At 35.4% G+C, this 17,726-nt stretch carries 13 protein-coding genes; 8 read left to right on the top strand and 5 right to left on the bottom strand.

Annotation, left to right across the window (positions count from 1 at the left end):
- Window positions 1-384 precede the first annotated feature (384 nt).
- From RBB56_RS04260 to RBB56_RS04230, 7 genes are all read left to right on the top strand, one after another.
- Window positions 385-720: a plasmid mobilization protein gene (locus RBB56_RS04260; protein ID WP_306721161.1), complete on the top strand. Its 336-nt coding sequence runs from the start codon at window positions 385-387 to the stop codon at window positions 718-720.
- Window positions 711-2,516, top strand: coding sequence for a relaxase/mobilization nuclease domain-containing protein (locus tag RBB56_RS04255; protein WP_306721160.1), 1,806 nt, complete (start codon window positions 711-713; stop codon window positions 2,514-2,516). Before RBB56_RS04260 ends, RBB56_RS04255 begins: the two co-directional genes overlap by 10 nt.
- 451 nt (window positions 2,517-2,967) lie before the next feature.
- Window positions 2,968-3,714: a hypothetical protein gene (locus tag RBB56_RS04250; protein WP_306721159.1), complete on the top strand. Its 747-nt coding sequence runs from the start codon at window positions 2,968-2,970 to the stop codon at window positions 3,712-3,714.
- 162 nt (window positions 3,715-3,876) lie between these two features.
- Window positions 3,877-5,295 carry a B12-binding domain-containing radical SAM protein gene (locus RBB56_RS04245; protein ID WP_306721158.1) on the top strand — a complete coding sequence of 473 codons (1,419 nt, stop codon included), beginning with the start codon at window positions 3,877-3,879 and terminating at the stop codon, window positions 5,293-5,295.
- The gene (locus RBB56_RS04240) at window positions 5,282-6,691 is read left to right on the top strand and encodes an HD domain-containing protein (protein ID WP_306721157.1); all 1,410 of its coding nucleotides are present in this window, start codon (window positions 5,282-5,284) and stop codon (window positions 6,689-6,691) included. Before RBB56_RS04245 ends, RBB56_RS04240 begins: the two co-directional genes overlap by 14 nt.
- A complete protein-coding gene (locus tag RBB56_RS04235; RefSeq protein ID WP_306721156.1) occupies window positions 6,642-7,904 on the top strand; it encodes a DNA methyltransferase in 1,263 nt (420 codons plus the stop codon). Before RBB56_RS04240 ends, RBB56_RS04235 begins: the two co-directional genes overlap by 50 nt.
- Before the next feature lie 11 nt (window positions 7,905-7,915).
- On the top strand, window positions 7,916-10,345 hold the full coding sequence (locus tag RBB56_RS04230) for a DUF4062 domain-containing protein (RefSeq protein ID WP_306721155.1): 2,430 nt from the start codon (window positions 7,916-7,918) through the stop codon (window positions 10,343-10,345).
- Between the two features lie 122 nt (window positions 10,346-10,467).
- Here the strand turns inward: RBB56_RS04230 and RBB56_RS04225 are convergent, their stop codons facing one another.
- The 5 genes from RBB56_RS04225 to istA (RBB56_RS04205) form a co-directional block, all read right to left on the bottom strand.
- Complete coding sequence (locus RBB56_RS04225; protein ID WP_306722089.1) at window positions 10,468-11,382, bottom strand: IS481 family transposase; 915 nt, start codon at window positions 11,380-11,382, stop codon at window positions 10,468-10,470.
- Window positions 11,383-11,830: 448 nt separating this feature from the next.
- On the bottom strand, window positions 11,831-12,607 hold the full coding sequence (gene istB, locus RBB56_RS04220) for an IS21-like element helper ATPase IstB (protein ID WP_306722088.1): 777 nt from the start codon (window positions 12,605-12,607) through the stop codon (window positions 11,831-11,833).
- The gene (gene istA, locus RBB56_RS04215; protein ID WP_306721154.1) at window positions 12,600-14,147 is read right to left on the bottom strand and encodes an IS21 family transposase; all 1,548 of its coding nucleotides are present in this window, start codon (window positions 14,145-14,147) and stop codon (window positions 12,600-12,602) included. The genes istB and istA (RBB56_RS04215) overlap by 8 nt, the downstream gene beginning before the upstream one ends.
- 333 nt (window positions 14,148-14,480) lie before the next feature.
- Complete coding sequence (locus tag RBB56_RS04210) at window positions 14,481-15,227, bottom strand: ATP-binding protein (RefSeq protein ID WP_306721153.1); 747 nt, start codon at window positions 15,225-15,227, stop codon at window positions 14,481-14,483.
- On the bottom strand, window positions 15,220-16,734 hold the full coding sequence (gene istA, locus RBB56_RS04205) for an IS21 family transposase (protein WP_306721152.1): 1,515 nt from the start codon (window positions 16,732-16,734) through the stop codon (window positions 15,220-15,222). The genes RBB56_RS04210 and istA (RBB56_RS04205) overlap by 8 nt, the downstream gene beginning before the upstream one ends.
- Window positions 16,735-16,986: 252 nt before the next feature.
- Between istA (RBB56_RS04205) and RBB56_RS04200 the strand changes: the two genes are divergently transcribed.
- Complete coding sequence (locus RBB56_RS04200) at window positions 16,987-17,715, top strand: Abi family protein (protein WP_306721151.1); 729 nt, start codon at window positions 16,987-16,989, stop codon at window positions 17,713-17,715.
- The last annotated feature ends 11 nt before the right edge of the window (window positions 17,716-17,726 follow it).

Here is a 17,726-nt window from a genome sequence, read left to right as displayed (position 1 = left end):
TACAAGAGTGTTACCAGAAAGGGAATAAAGGTTACACTTGGTGCACATTTTGGTAGCAGATATTTCAAGGAAAGATAATAGAACGGATATGGTTACAAATGGATATAGATTTGTAGCCATATTTCATATATTGGGTGCAAAAGAGACAGAAGGCATAGTTCATGCTGTTCTGTCTTTTTTTGCGCTTTTTTTTACAGGCTTTGGCTGTAAATATACCAGGGTATTAGGGATGAAATCCCTAACAAGATAAGGGTGCGTTAGTGCCCGATAGGATTTCGCAATGCGAAATCCGTATCTTGCAAAAAATCTCAGCACTTATCTTACATTGAGAAAAGTGTTCAGGATGTAAAGCACGTAAACAAATAATTCAAAGAGGAGATTATTATGGGAAAGAGAAAAGTAGGTATGGCAAGGCAGAATAGGACATTTCGATTATCGGAATTGGAATTGCAGAAATTAGCAGATGGGGCAAAGTCGGCTGGCATGTCGGAAAGTGAATATATCAGGCACTTAATTATGCGTGGTGGTGTTGACACAGATTATATTCGTGACAGACAGAACATTATACGACAGATAACAGGAGTTGCTACGAATGTAAATCAGGCTGCAAAGTGGGCGAATGAAAATAAATATATTCCACAGAGCAGAATTGACCAGATGTGTATGCAATTAGGTGTGATTTTAGGTTTGTTAAAGGAGTTGATTCAGTTATGGCGATAACCAAGATTATGAATATAGGGGCTGGAAAGAAAGGTAAAATCACAAATCATCTGAAACATGCTTTGGATTATATTATGAATGAATCCAAAACAGAAAGTGGTGTTCTGGTTGGTGGTTGGAATTGTGTTCCAAAGTTTGCTTTTGAACAGATGGTTGGAACCAAAGAATTATATGGAAAGATGGGAGGAAGGCAGGGATATCATTTCGTGATATCCTGTCCTCCGGGAGAAGGAACACCGGAACAGTTACTAGAACTCATGAGAGAATTTGCACAGAACTTTTTGGGGGAGAACTATGAGGCGGTGTATAGCGTTCACTCTGATAAGGAGCATTGTCACGGGCATTTGGTCTTTAACAGTGTGAATATGAATACGGGTAAGAAATACGAATATAAGAAGGGAGATTGGAAGCATCAGATTCAGCCGATAACCAATCAATTATGTGAGAAATATGGTCTTTCCATTATGCCAGCAGAATACAGCAAAGATCCTATTAATATGAATCGAAAGCAGTGGGAAAAGGAACAATCTTGGAGTGAATTTATTGAAGCCGATGTGAAATATTGTCGTGGGGTAGCAGATGATTATGAGCATTTCCTTTATCTGTTAGAGGAATTAGGATATGTCTTAAAACAAGGTGCTCATTTGGCTGTGAAAGCAGATAAAATGAGACGATTTCGGAGATTAGATACCATTAGTGAGGAATTTTCCAAAGTAAATCTGCAAGAGTTTTTTGAAAAAGGAAGATATCAATATGAATCACCAAGGGTATTAACACCAGATGTTAAATATCTGCCAAAGCCAAAGAATACCTATCAGCAGAAGTTCTATGGAAAGATTTATCGAATGCGTGTGGTGGAGAAATGTAGATTTCAGTATAAATCAGCCTGTTTTAAAGAGGACTTGGAGCGGATGTATATGTTACAGGAGGAGTACTTATTTCTTTGCAGAAAAGATGTAAAGAGTGTTACGGACATAGCAGGTATTATAGGACTAGCTAAGTATGATTTAGAACGGATGACAGAGAAACAGAAATCCTTGTATCAGGAGCGGGCGGAATTTAAAAGAAAGTCAACGCGTAATCATGATTGGGATTCTATTATTTCTACGGAACCAGAATATCGGAAGCAGCTGGAAGATATTAAACGGGAAAAGAAGAGATTACAGAAGGAAATCAAGATTGGAGATCGTTGCCTGAAAGAAGTACTTTATGTTGGGCTTTTTGTTCCAGAGAGTGTTGAAATTGAAAATGTGTATGATGTGAAAGTTCCTAAAAAGCCATGGTATATGAAGAAAGAGGAAAAGAAGGTTCTTGAAGAGAGAAAGGAAGATAAGATTAATGTTACGGTAAGTAAGGATTATTCTGAGAGTGTAAATTGGAGTTCAAATGATTGTTATGAGCTTACTATAGAGAATAAGGAAGAGACATTCAAAGCAGATTCTGGTGCAAAAGTAGCGGTTACCGAGGAAACTGATCCAGTTGGTGAGTATTCTAATAAAGAAGTTGATTTTACTTCTGAAATTGTCGAGAAAGCGAAAGAACCAGAAGAACGAGAGCAGCTTGTTACAAGAGAAATCTATGAAGTTATGACAGATAAGGAAAAGGCTGAATGGATTGGAATTGATAGTAATGATATGCTTGCTTCAATTAAGCAATTCCACGAAAAGCTTAAGTCAATCGGAATTACGTATCAGTATATTTCAGATGAAACAGAAGAGTATTGTAGGCTGGAAGAAGCAATTAAGAAAAACAGTGAACCAAGTTGGTATTATCGAAATCAAGATATAAGAAGATAAAGAGTACATTTGCTTACGGGAAAGTAAGATTAGCCGCCGCGCTAATCTTAGTAGCTGTTGCTTGGGTTGTTATACTGTTATTTTTTCTATATAAGGATATCTTTCCACACAAATGAAACAATGCTGATGCAAATCAATAAGGCGATGAGAATTTCTATGGTAGCTAATTTAACTTTTCCCTGTAGTATTTTATACTCTCCTTTAAGCAGATACTTAAGCACCAGATCATTATAGATTAAAACCAAATTAATATGTAAGAATGTAGTTAGGTGAAAATAATATTATATTTGTAATTGCGATATAAGTTTGATACAATATAATTTAATGGGTATTGTAATAATATAGAAAAACAAATGTTGGAAAATGAATAAAATATAAGTTACAAATCGTAATGTGGATATACAAATATAATTAATATGTATATTAAAGATGACTTTTGGGGGATGAAAATTTGGAAAAATTAATTGAAAAATTGGGATTGTATGATGTTTGGACAATTATGTTTCCGGGAATTGTATTTATTGGAGGATTAAGTACTTTACATAAGTATATTAAATTGTTACCAAATTTGATAGAGAATACTAGTTATTTTATGGAAAAAATCTTCTGTATATTCAATGTATCAATCTATTATCCTCAAAATATTTACGAGTTTTTTATGATTCTCGTTGCTTCATATTTGGTTGGACTTATACTACATGAAATAAGTAGTATTTTAAAAAAAGTTATATTTTATTCAGGTAAGCCGACAGAGTTTTTATTATGTTCGAAAGGAAAAGTTTTTAATCAACAAGAAATAGATGATTTTATTCCTATTTTTACTAAAATAAATAATCATCAATCTTTTTCTGATGATATAGATAAAAAAAAGCAGGAAAGTAAAAAAATATTTAATTATATAAATTCTGATGTGCAAGCAAATGATTTTGGGAAAAAATATGTGAAATTAAATGTTATTTATAATACATGCAGTACATTGGCTGTTACGATGATATTACTATTAGCATATGTTATAAGTTATTGTATAGAATTTTTGATTGAGAGAGATTTACAATTAATTATAGCATTATTGAGCGTTGTAGTGGTATTGATTGGTTTAACTTATATTTTAGTTAGTAGAAGTAAACGCTATTATATATATTGGACTCGTAGCATTGTTTATGCATATAATAATATGCATAAACAAACTCAAAATTAAAACAAACGTAGCTATTCACAGCCTCGAGAAACATGAAGTGGATTCGAGTATTTAGTACCAGAATGGATGGCTTTATCCATTCTGTGCAGTGGCATCGATAGAGTTACTGTGAGGGTGCTGAACAGCTACACACAAGCATATAATTACGAAGGAAAATAAAAAATGGAAAAAATAGATTTATTACTGATTAATCCACCGTTTCATCAAAGAAGTGGTAGCGGATCAATATTTCCGCTAGGTTTAGGATATATTATTTCTGCAGCGCAGAAAAATGGATATATTTGTAAAGTAATTGATTGTACAAAAATAATATCCTCATTTTTTGAAGAAGACTTGAAAAAATTAAAAACCGAATTAAATAAAGAACTAAAAGAATATATGCCACTTCTTGTAGGAATTGGACCATGCATAACAACACAAATAAAAGCACTAAAAATTATCACTGATTGTTGTAAAGATAATTTCGATATTGATCGGATATTTGCAGGAGGACCGCTTGCGTCAATTGATAATCAGGAGTGGTTCTTTTTTGAGTATTTAGGACTCAATAACATAATTAAAGGTGATGGGGAAGAAGCGATTGTTGAAGCAATTTGTAATTTGAAAAGTGGGAGAAGTATTACGGTATCCAATAAAATTACGACAAAAGAAAATATATATTTCAATGAAATTGAAAATATTGATAGCTTAGCATTTCCAGAGAGAGTATCACTTGCTGAAAATATTATTTCAAGAAGAAGGTGTAAAGAAGATTCTGATAAAATTACAGCATCAATGATAACATCAAGAGGATGTTTATATAAGTGTAAATATTGTGTTTCAGGTAATATGAAATATAAAAATTTCAGAAAAAGAAGTGTAAAGAGTATTGTTGATGAAATGGTATATTTAGAAACAAAACTTTATGTTGACGATATTATTTTTTACGATGATTGTTTTTTTTCTGATATAAAAAATGTAAATAAACATATAGTTGATTTTTGTAATGAATTGGAGAATCAACATGCTAAGGTTACATGGCAAATGGAAATACGACCGGATATACTAATTCAACTAAGAGATGAATCCATTCAATTAATAAAAAAATATGGATGCAGACAAATTAATATTGGTATTGAAAAAACAAGTTCAGAGGGTTTGCGGTACATAGGGAAAAACAATTTTTTAAAAGGATTGTCTGAAGCTATAGAACATATAAAAAAAATATCAAATATAATTGTTGCTGGTACATTTATTTTAGGTGGAGAAGATGAAAACATCAGTGATATAATGAAAATAATAGACGATTCTAAAAAAATGCATTTGGACTATGCGCATTATAATCCGTTGTTTATATATCCAGGAACACCAATATATAATTCTTATTTTGAAGATGAACGTGCATGGGTTGACTATATTGTATCAGATACATTACCTTGGGGGGAAATTGTTTTTGAAAATCAGTTTGTTAATAGGGATAAGTTACTTCAATTAGTAGATCTTGCATATAAAAACTTTTATGCGGATTCCAAATATAAGAATTCTGCTATGGTAGCTGATAGATTTAATATGAAGAAAGGAAAAGATAATGAAAATTTATGATAGATTATATAAAGAACTTAAGTTTCCAAAACTTATATTAGAATTATTAGATTGTCCTGGTCTACTACGATTAAGAGAGGTAAGAATGGCTAATAATCAATTTGTGGCATTTCCGTCATTTTCTACAGCTACTAGATATGAACATTCTTTGGGGGTTTGCTATTTGGCAGGTATATGTGCAAAAGCACTTGAGCTTGATGAACGAGAAACTTTAGAGCTGATGATTGCTTGTTTATACCATGATGTTGGAACACCACCTTTTGCTCATGCAATGGAAGAAGTATTGCAAGCAAAATTTGGTTTTGATCATGAAGTGAATTTAAAGAATTTGATTATTGGCAATACAGGCTCGTTTGACGGAGAGCTGGCGCAAATTTATCATGGAGAAGGTTTAAAAATAAGAAGTGTATGCCAGAGTTCACAGGCAAGAAAATTAGGTATAGATATTTTTAGAATAGCAAAACTAGCAGCTGGAGATAGAAATGAAGTGCTCTCGCCATTAATTAATAGCGATGGAATGGATCTTGATAATATAGATAATATTATTCGAGCTACTTCAGCGATGGGGATATTGTCTTTTGAGAGTGATGAAATGGCTAAAAATCTTGCAAATGCATTTTTGAGAAAAGGAAATAAAATATATTATAATGGTTTTTATTCATCTGAAATAAAGAAGTGGCAGAAAATTCGAGATATTCAATACACAGCTATTTTCGAAAGTATTGATGACTTCTCGTATCAAACTATGATAAAAAAAGCCATATCACTTTTGTTGGAAGAAGATAATGATGTTCAAAAACTAGACATTAATTCTTGGCGGCTGACTGATTCGAGTATTACATATAATTATCTGTTGAAACATACGAAAAGCAGTCAAATAATGAAACGAGTACTACTTAATAAACCTTTTTTATGTATTGGAGTGCTCTATGTAAGTGGGTTAGGTGTTTCTCATTACATCAATAAAAATATAAAAGAAATCGAAAAAGAAGCGGGAGAGTATTATATTTCAACATTAGGTATTAGTGAGCAAAAAATTAATTCGAATTTTTTAGAGCCAATTATTGCGAATTTTTATCCAGATAAAAGAAAACGGCAAATAAAGGAGAAAGCTATATTGTGGAATGAAGAAATTGCAATTGATGAACAAGAAGTACTAGCTCAAGGTGCTTTATTGGGTTTATTTACTCCTTATAGCAATTCAAACTTTAAAGTTGTTGAAGATGATAATGATTCAAAAAGAAAAAGTGTTAGTTTTAGAAGACAAGATTTAAATGGAATGATTGAACATCTTGAAAAGGGTATATTACAACAGTATAAAGTTACAGTATATGGAGGTGACGAGAGTGGAGAATTTATTACAAACACTGAATCAAATCAACTGGGACTTTTCTGATTATAGTAGTACAAAGTATCCTTTGGATTTAAATTCAATACCATGGTACCCGGCAACTTTTCCAGCCCCTATTCCGAAATTTTTGATTGCTCTGTTAACAAAACAAGGTGATACTGTACTTGATCCGTTTGGCGGGAAAGGTACAACAGCAGTAGAATCAATAAAACAAAATAGACAATTTATATATAATGATTTAAATCCATTTGCTTTTGATATTGCTAATAATATATTTCAGATGATGGAATGTTGTGGAAATAATAGGGATGTAATAACGAGGGTTTATAATGAGGATATACTTCTTTTAAAAAATAAGAATAGAACAAATGAAGTAGATACATATGAGGGTAAAAATTTTGAAGATATTTCGAAGTATTATCCTAATGATTTTCTAATGAGATTGGAAAACTTAAATGTAAACAAAGATGTAATATTATGGTATCATGTTGATACTTTAATTGAGCTTTTGGATATTTATGAACAATTATTGTCAGTGACAAAAGAACAAACGTATTTTGTGAGAAAGTTTGCATTAGTTTCAATATTAAAAGAGACTTGTTCTCAACGTGGGCATTTTACTTATGTAACAGATAATTGCGCGCCCAAAAAAATATTGTATTATAATGCAATTTCTGCATATTTTGCAATGTTAGAAAGAATACAATTAGCATTTGATGATTTTTTCAAGCAATATTACACAGTAAATGAAAAAAATAATATTTTGAGTTTGATAAACAAATCACAGATTTATCAGGGAGATGCACGAAAACTGGATTGGATAAATGATGCTAGTGTTGATTTGGTTGTTACTTCACCGCCATATTTATGTGCTCAAGACTATGTGAAAACAATGAGACTTACTAACTTTTTTTTCCCAACGGAGGAATTTAAAAGTTCAGTAGCAAATGAAATCGGATCACGAAGTCGACGAAATGGAAATCCTTCAATTGTAGTGAATGATTTTTATTCTGCTATGAATGATGTGATTTCAGAAGTCAATCGTGTACTTAAATCAAAGAAGTATTTCTGTTTGATAGTAGGACAAGGGAAAGGAAAAATTACACAGGATTATGACACGGTTAGTGATTTGATTAATTTGATAATAAATAATCATGGATTTGAGGAGATTTTTAGGACAAGCCGAAAAATAAGTTATAAAGTTGTTAGGGTAGGCGGTGTTGATTATGAAGAAATTATAATTTTTAGGAAGAAATAGGGGTGATATGTTTGAGGGATTGGGTAGTGGCAGTTTTATCAACAGATTATGATTTAAAGGAATATAGATTGGCAATAATAGATGAGTTGAATAAAAAAAATGATATTATTGCGTCAGCATTCGAAATGGCTGATTTTCCGGTTGAGCCTAACTTACATTCGCATGAATCTTGTATAGTTGCATTGCAACGTTCGGATATTGCGATTCTTATTATTGATAAACGATATGGTGGAATATATTATGAAGATTCCGAAATTTCTATAACTGAGGAAGAATATTTATCTGTTATAAATAGTAAAAAACCATGTTTGGTTTTTGTATCAAATAAAGCTTGGGATGATAGACACTTATATAATAGAATTTTTAAGGAATCTGGAAAAAGTAGAGATGAGTTTGATTCATCATATAAACCGCAATATGCGGAAAACTTAAATGTAATACATTTTATCAATACTATACAAGAGTCATATCATACATTAGGTTGCAGTAACTGGATTAGTTTCTTCGATTCCATACCGGACATATTAGCCAAAATACAGGGAAAACTGGAAGGTTTATCGAGGTTTTGGATTGAAAAAATAATAGATGAGCAGGTGAAAATACTTAATGCTAGAAAGACATCAACTGGTTTCTCTATGTCTTTGGGAGATGTATTTAAAAGAGGATACTATATTGAACCAACTTATGAAATTGAGTCGGGTGAAATTGATGAAAGTGTGATGGAGATTGAGAATCGTATTGTTGAAACATTAAAAAAGAATATGTCTATTTTGATATATGGGGAAGCTGGTTATGGAAAAACTACTATACTGGCTAAGAGTTTTTTGAGTCATGTATCAAAATATAAATGTAAAATAGATACATATTCTCCACCTTTATATTTATGGCTTAAAAATAAAGACGGAAATTATCATTTTAATTTGGATAACTACATAGCTGAATGTTTTATAGAAAATTTACAACTCAAACCTTATCCTTATATGGTAACAAGAACTCTTAATCCATACTTTTATTTAGATGGGTTTGATGAAATAGCAGAAGAACTATCCGAAGCGGAAATAAAGAAAATTGCGTCTTCTGACATATTTAAGTTTCCATTAATGTTAACAAGTAGAAGTCATTATGCGATACGTTATGTTAGTAATTATGATTTGTCAAATAAATTTAACACACGTATAAAAATCAAAAAATGGGATAGTGATAAAGCTAAAGGATATATAGAAAATTTTTGCAAATGTCAGAATAAGGATAAGGAGTATGCTTCAAAAATACAGCTATTAATTAATAAGAATAAGGAATTAAGTGGCATTGTTGATAATCCATTACTTATAACTATGTTATTGTGGATTATAGAAGACAATAGAATGACAATTCCTGGTGCGGTGACCAATAGAATTAATTTATTTCAAGAATGCATTAAACAAATGGCTAAAAGAGAAGTTTCGCGACTTAAAAATAAAAGAATAATTGAAAAGGATATTATTTCAATATGGTCTTATTTTGCATGGCATGTTTATAAAGCAAAAATAGAGAAAAAACTTTTGAAAGTCAATGAAATTGTTGATCTTCTAATAAAAGACCATCAGTTTGGAACAGGGGATAGAGTGAATGAGGTTATTTTCGATGCAATATTTGATATTGCCAATAATGAAATAGTTTATGGTACATTTCATGAACAGTTTCTAGAGTTTTTGGTGGCAAATGCGTTGATTATGGCATGTGTTTGTAAAAATGAACCTTATCCAGAATTCTTAGAATATGTTATTCGCCCAGAAATTAACAGGAATTTTAGACAAATTTTGAATGATGCTAATCCAGATATTAAAGAAAAAATAATACAGAATATTAATACTCAATACACTGACAATTTAGGAGATGATTCGTCTATTGCGGTAGCTAAAAGAGTTCATGCAATTTATCATATTTCACGATTGGATAGTCCGTCTAGGGATTTAATAATAAAGAAAGCTTTTAATATGGAATCACATATTTCAGTAAAGCTATCACTCTATTTTGGCGCAATTAAGGCGGGCGATTTAAATAAGGAAGAAGAGTTTTCTGTGTTATTGGAAAAAGATGAGTATGATAGTGCTAATAGAGGTTATCACTTAGCGTATTATTCAGATACAATTATGGGGAGTTGTTTACCTTTTGTTGATGATAAGAGTATAAGCTGGAATGGAACGTTAAAAGCATTCTTACGTCATTTTGAAAGTAATGATATTGAACATTATTATTTGCGTAGGATTGATTTACTGACCATGTGTAAATTAATGGAAGTTCGTAATTCTGTTGAACCATTAACCGATTCAATAGTTGATAAATTTCAAACAATGACATATAATCCAACAATTGTTCATTTGCCAGATTTTCAAATTAAAATTGAAAAAAGCTTTGAAGATTTTAAAGCCAAGTATAAAAGTATATTAAGTGCAAATTAAGAATGTAGTAGCAGGAATAAAGTAAAAAGTATTTGTCCCAAATTAGACAATTTAGTAGTGAAAAAAATTGTAAGTGAAATTTTTGCATAGGAATGTAAAACTGTAGGTTTGTCAAACATATGTTACAGTGACCGTAAATAATTCTTTAATACCTCTGCTGGAGATTTCCATCCAAGGGGTCTCATGGGAAAGCGGTTATAATCCCTTGTGTTATAGATCTTTAACTGTCTGCCAAAGTCCTCCAATGAGTAGAACCGATGGGTGGCATAAAAGCGTTCATTGTCTTTTCTGTGGCTGCGCTCTACCTTTCCATTATGTCTTGGAGTGAAGGGACGGATCAACTTATGACGGATGCCATGCTGCTGGAGATTTACCTGAAAAAGAGTCGGTTTATCGGAACCACCATAGGAAGCGAACCGCTTGGTGAATTCCTGTCCATTATCGGTCTGCACACACTCGATGGGTAAGGGAAACGCTTTGATCAGGTGTTCCAAAAACTGTGAAGAAGAATAAGAACTGTGTTCCTCAAAGGCCTCCACGAAACGCCATCGGGAGAATTCATCGATGGCTGTGTATTGATAAAGACGCTTCCCTTTGGCATCACCTGTCAGGCAGACAGAAGGGACAAATTTGACGTCGATCTGGATGCGCTGTCCGGGATAGCTCATGGCTTCGTAAGGCTTAGGGATATACTTGGGATTCTGAGGTCTTTGTGCCAGAATGCCCTGTTTTCTCAGGAAGCGATAGAGTCCGGGGATGGAGCGGGAGTATCCCCGCTGCATGAGCTTGACCCAGAAGACAACCAGTCCGGCATCTGGATTGCGTTTACGCATATCCGAGATGAGCTTCCTTTCGGCATCGGTATGCTGGTTGGGGTGATGGTGAGGTTTTCTGGAACGATCCCTAAGGGATTCCAGGGAACCATCAAAACGACGTTTCCAACGGTAAATATACTGTCTGTTGGTCTTATATCTGACAGCAGCCTTGGAGACGCCATACTTATCGGCGTAATGAATGAGCGATAGACGATACCTCATATCCTGTGTTATACTAGCCATGCGAGAGTACTCTCCTTTGTGTAGGTTTTTGTTGTGGTGACTTAAATATAACACAAAAAGGTATTCTCGCTTTTAATTATTTAGTTTTGTAACACATGTATTGTAATCCTACAAAATTTTTGCATAGGAATGTAAAACAGGATTGACATTTCCACACCCATGGCATATTATAATAGTAACAGGACTCCCCACACCTCTCACGCAAGTGATGTGTCCCATGGGGAGACATTTTTTTATACGGAAAAGGGTGAACTTGATATTGAAAGAACCAAAGATTTTTGAGGAACAGCTTACGTTGATTAAGGGAAAAGGGTTTATTATTCCTGAAGGAAAAGAGCAAGAGTGAATATTACGTTGCGGCGGAGCCGCCTGTCCGGTGTGGCGAGAGCCACCAATCCGGACTAACGGAGCCACTTAATATTAAGAGTTACTGTGCTTGATCCATATCCATGCCAAAGACCTCTCTCATCGAGATATCTTTTGACGGGTCAACGCTTTCGATATTGATTTTGTATGCATCATAGACAATTCTGTCCATGATTGCATCTGCCAGAGGGTTATCATTACCTCCAAGGCGTTCGTACCAACCTTCTTCTCGGAATTGGGAACAAAAGATGGTAGAGGATTTTTTCCTGCGTTTATGAATCAACTCAAATAGATTTTTTGATTCTGATTCGTTTAGTTTCAACAAAAGCCATTCATCTATGATGAGAAGAAGCGGCTTTGTATATTTGCTAAGCACCTTTGCAAAGCAACCTTCGTTTCTGGCCGTTTCAAGTTCAAGCAGTAAATCAGGAAGCCTCACATACTTAACGGTAAAATACTGTTTACAGGCTTCCATACCAAAAGCACAGGCCATGTAGGTCTTGCCGCTTCCGGTTGCACCGGTAATGAAAATGTTCCGGTATTCGGCGATATATTCACAAGTGGCCAGACGGTTGATAAGTGATTTGTTCAGCTTTCGTCCTGATGTGTAGTCAATTCCAGAAATACAGACATCAGATTGTTCTAGCTCAGCATGATGAATAAGGCGCTTTAATCGATTATTTTTTCGGTTTGTGTATTCGACATCCACCAGCATGCCAAATCGATCTTCAAATGGGACATCCTTCATTGATTTGTCATCCATCTGGATCCGAAATGCATCTGCCATTGCAGTAAGACGCATTTCGATCAGTTTATCGGTTGTACTTTGATTAATCATTGTGCTTACCTCCATAGTATCTGGCTCCGCGGGTGATGCCGTATGGATTATTTTCCCCTTCGGCTTCTGGTTTTTGAAGTCCTTCATCCTTCAGCGTGACCAATAGATTTTTGATACTTTTGTAACTGGGTGAACTGGAATAGCTGAGAGCCTTTTTGCATGCGGTCTCTAACTTAACTGTTGAATATTTTTCAGCCAGTTTCAACAATCCCATACAGCTTCTGTAGGATTGTTGTTCCACTCTACCCGAGGTAAGTAGGCTATTTACAACTTTATTTGTGTATGGTCCAATCTGATCAGACCATTTACGGAAGCGGTCGCCATTCCACTCCAGATATTTCTGATGTTCTTCTGGCATGTGTTCTGCAACCGTTGAGTATTGTCCAGGACGTCCATAAAGATGTCTGTGTGAGGCAATTCGATGGTGCTTTATAAATATTTCTACCGTTGTTTCTGTTATACGCACATCGACCTTGTTTCTGATATACTGAAAGGGCACAGAGTAGTACATCTTGTCTACTGCGATGTGATAATTGAACTGAACGGTGGCTGTTTTCCAGTCACACAGTTCAAAGCGGGTAGCAGGCAATGGCGCCAGTAATGGCATTTCTTCCCCAAGAAATAAACTACGTCTGCTACCTTCTTTTTTCTGGAAGGCATTCGTGTTGAACTGTTCAAGCTTCTCCTTTATTGCAGCATTTAATTCTGTCAGTGAGAAGAACTGTTCATTGCGCAGAGCGGCTGTTATCCATGTGGATACATTATTAACCGTTCCTTCCGCAGTCGGTTTATCTTTGGGTTTACGAACCCTTGCTGGTATAATGGCAGTTCCATAGTATTCCGCCATCTCATGATATGTAGTGTTCAGTGCTTGTGTGTACCAGTCACTTCGTTGATGATTTACAGCCGTGGTACAATTATCTGGCACAAGAATCTTCGCAACACCACCGAAGTATTCATACATATGGACATGAGCAGTAATCCATGCTTTCTGTTTTTGATTGATGAATGCTTCCACGTAGGCGTACATGCTGTAAGTCATGACACCTACAAAAATCCATACATCTGTGATTTCACCAGTGTCAGGATCAATGATGTGAGCAGGATCACCTGCCCAGTCAACTTCAACCTGTTCACCAGGATTTCGTGGGATATGCATGGTAGCCCGGCGTTTTTGCTCATCCAGCTGGATGTAATAGCAGAACTGAGAATACATAAGAGGCTCTTCACCTGCCATACGGCAATCCTCACAGTATTCACTCCACAAGAGTTTTTTGCTTACGCCATTGCGCAATAACTCTTTTCGGATATAGGCATAGTCAGGCATGCGTTTGTTCATAACTGATTTGTCCTTGGGAAACATCAAATCCTCTAAGGATTCATCTGTCATTGGTTCACCAAGCGGCCATGAGATGTTCAACTCATCAGCCCTTTTAAGAATCTTTGACACAGTATTTCTGGAAACACTGCAGCTAAGAGCAATGTTTCGTTCACTGAAGTTCAGACTTTTTAGTCTGATGATTTCGCGGTATTTGGTCATGATTATGACCTCCTTTATCTGTATTTACACCAACGGGTGCATATCTACAGTATAAAGGAATCTATGTAATGGTTTCTATGAATCCGGTATTGTGATTTCCACGACCGGAATGATGGTTTCCTAATGACCGGAATAGTGGCTCTGTTACACCGGAAGGGTGGCTCCCTAAGTCCGGACAGATGGCTCAAAAGGAGCCGGAATACTCAGCAAGAGTGTATTGAATTTTGCAGAAAATGATTATTTCGCGGTGGAGGATCCGGAACGGATCCTTGTTCCGCTCCACTAGATTTCCTTTGCGAACCAGCGGTTCGCCTTTGGGCTCCACCTGATTTGTTATTGAATCTTATTTTTAGAGCAGTATTCTCGCATATTCATCGTTCCAGTTTCTATCCAGTATGCGGAATGAGCATATCTATCAACGATTGCTTCTGCCTGAATGCCTTCACCCATACGAGCTATCCAATCATCTTTTCTATACTGAGTACAGAAGATGGTGGAGGTTGTATCTGATCGTCTCTCCATTAGCTCAAAGAGAAAGTACAATTCACTGTCAGAAAGGTCAGATACTAACCATTCATCTATAATAAGCAGAGGAATTTTCCCGTATCGGGCAAGGAGCTTTTTCTGTTGCCCTTGAACAAGCGATGCATCACCATACTCCATCAATAGATCTGGAAAACGTATATACTTGGTTTTTATCTGTCCGAGGCAGGCTTGCTTACCGAACACACAGCTAAGAAAAGTTTTACCTGCACCTGTAGGTCCTTGAAGGACAATGCTTTGATAATGAGTTATGTACTGACAACTAAAAAGCTCGCTTAAAAGATTTCTGTCCAGATGCCTGCCATCATAATAGAGGCTATGGATATCAGCTTGAGGAAATCGAAGTTTTGCCGATTTAATTAGCCGCTGGATTTTACCGTTATACTTTTCCTGGTATACATAATCGGTAAGACGCTGAATCCGTTCATCAAAAGATAAGGATACTGTAGCTGGTTCTAATTGCTGGTACTCAAGTCCCGCTATAATTTCGGACATATTTAACTCACGCAGCTTGCGTTTAGTTTCATCGTTAATCATTGTTACCACCTCCGTAATAATCACTTCCACGAAGATATCCCATCTTGCGTGTTTCTTTCGATTTAGTCGTCTTGCTTTCAAGATATAATACATCTTGATTGGCGGCTAAAATAGAATTAAGATGGTGGTAACGGGGCTTTTTAATTCCATTTGTAATGGCGAATTCACAGGCAGCTTCCAGGCGTGCTTCCGAATACTTATTGCTTAAACGCAGAACGGCCAGAGCAGGATTATAGCCCTGTTCTTTTATGCTCACAGATTCAAAGATACGTTCAACTGTTTCAGCAGTATGCTTTCCAATGGAGTTTGCCCAGTGTTTGATTCTGATATCATCCCATGGATTGAACTTGAACTTATCGGGCATATCCTTCGCATGAGTGGAGTACTGATTTTTACGATTGGCAGGAAATCTATTATGTGTGGATAACCTATTTTCACCGCTGTAGATTTCTAACGTGGTATCGGTAATCCTTAGATCAACCTTCTTGTGTGCATACTGATAAGGACAGGAATAGCGATTGTATTCGAACACAACATGATAATCGATGTTCACCTTGCGTCCGTAAACCCATGTGGCGATTTCGTACGGAATGGAAGGAATGGAGTGCAATGCGGACTTTTCATCAAGGTAAGAATCGTATCGGCTACCATCCCTTTTTTGAAAGTTTTCATGATTGAACTCATAAAGTTTCTTGGCAACGGCTGCTTTCAGATCAGGGAAAGAATAGAACATCTCATTTCGGAGCTTTGCGATGATGGCAGTAGCAATCTTTCCTACGGTACCTTCTACAGAAGCTTTCTGCTTAGGTTTACGAACTCCGGCTGGCATAATGGCGGTCATATAGTGTTCTCCTAATGCCTCATAATCAGCAGTAAGAACGATTTCGCCATCTTTCGGATGAGACACCACACCAGTTTTAAGATTATCGCAAATAAGTCTTGTTGTAACGCCTTCAAAGTATTCATACATCCTGATATGGCAACGGATAAATGTATCCATCTTCATATCAAGAGTTGGCTCTACATAAGAATACTGGCTATAAGGCAACGTTCCTACAAATAGATAAACCTTCATGATTTCACCGGTGGACGTATCAACGTAACTCATTGTAGGACCAGACCAGTCTACTTCGATTACAATACCCGGTTTATGTTCTAGGTGATTAGTGAGCTTACTAACAATGGTGTAATCAGCATATCCATTACAGAACTTTGTATATCCCATTGCAATCTTGCCAGAAGCTTTACATTTATCCTGATATTCTTGCCAAAGAAGCTTGAGTGTAACTCCAACTCGTTTTAATTCCTGATGTACGTACTCGTGATCAGGATGTTCATACAGTTGCTCTACTGCAAATTTATCAGGATAGAACATCCGATAGACTGTCTCTTCTGGAAGAGATCTGACATCATTATAGTTGATGCCTTTCTCGTCAGAGATGTGTATTACATCACTGACAGAGCGTTTTGAAATATGTCGCGTGGCTGCTATTGTATTTCGTGACAATCCAGCTGCACGAAGCTCTAAGATGAGCTTCACATTGATTTTATTGGCCATAATTATTGGCCTCCCTTCTGTAAAATATGAGGATTCCCTCGTATGTATTTTACAAAAGTTTATTCTTAAAGTGGAGCTATTGTGTGAATTGGACTTCAAGTGGATCCATTCCACGTACTGGTGGAGCCATAAAGCGTATCGGTGGCTCCGCTAACGCGAAATATTCAGAAAACGAATTATTACAGATTATCTGCTTATTTTTTGCCGTTTCGGAAAAAAGATGGGACATTCTTTTCAGATATTAAATTCTCCAGAATTCAAAGAATTTATGAATTCGATAGTCAGCTGAGAGCATTGATATTTGGAATTATTGAAGATATTGAAGTTTATTTGAGAACACAGATAGCATATTATGCAGCACATAAATATGGGACACTTGGATATCTTGAGGAGTCAATGTTTTCAGATAAACATAATAATACAAAGTATTTAGAGAAAATTGCTGGTTGCATTGAAGAAAATGCCAATACATTAGTTGTGAAGCATCATAAGCAAAAATACGAAGGAAAGTTTCCGTTATGGGTCATAATTGAATTCTTTTCGGTTGGAATGTTATCTTATTTTTACAAAGATATGATCACTGAGGACAAGAAAGCAATTGCAATGAAATTGTATAGTACAAGTCCGGTGCAATTAGAAAGTTGGTTGCGTTGCCTTACGGATCTGAGAAACCGGTGCGCTCATTATTCAAGAATATATTATTGGTCATTTCCCGCAATGCCTAAAATGCCTAACGATTATGACTATATAGCAGACAGAAAACTGTTTTCTCAATTGTTAATGCTCAAATTTTTGTATCCTGATAATCAGAAATGGGATTCAAAATTTGTATCCGCATTGAAAGCATTGATAGAGGAATATGAAAAGGATATTTCCCTAAAACACATTGGATTTCCGAATGATTGGGAAGAAAGAATTGGAAATAGTTAATATAAGAATAT

This window comes from Kineothrix sp. MB12-C1, assembly GCF_030863805.1.
GTDB lineage: Bacteria > Bacillota > Clostridia > Lachnospirales > Lachnospiraceae > Kineothrix.
This window is presented reverse-complemented; position numbering and strand designations above follow the sequence as displayed.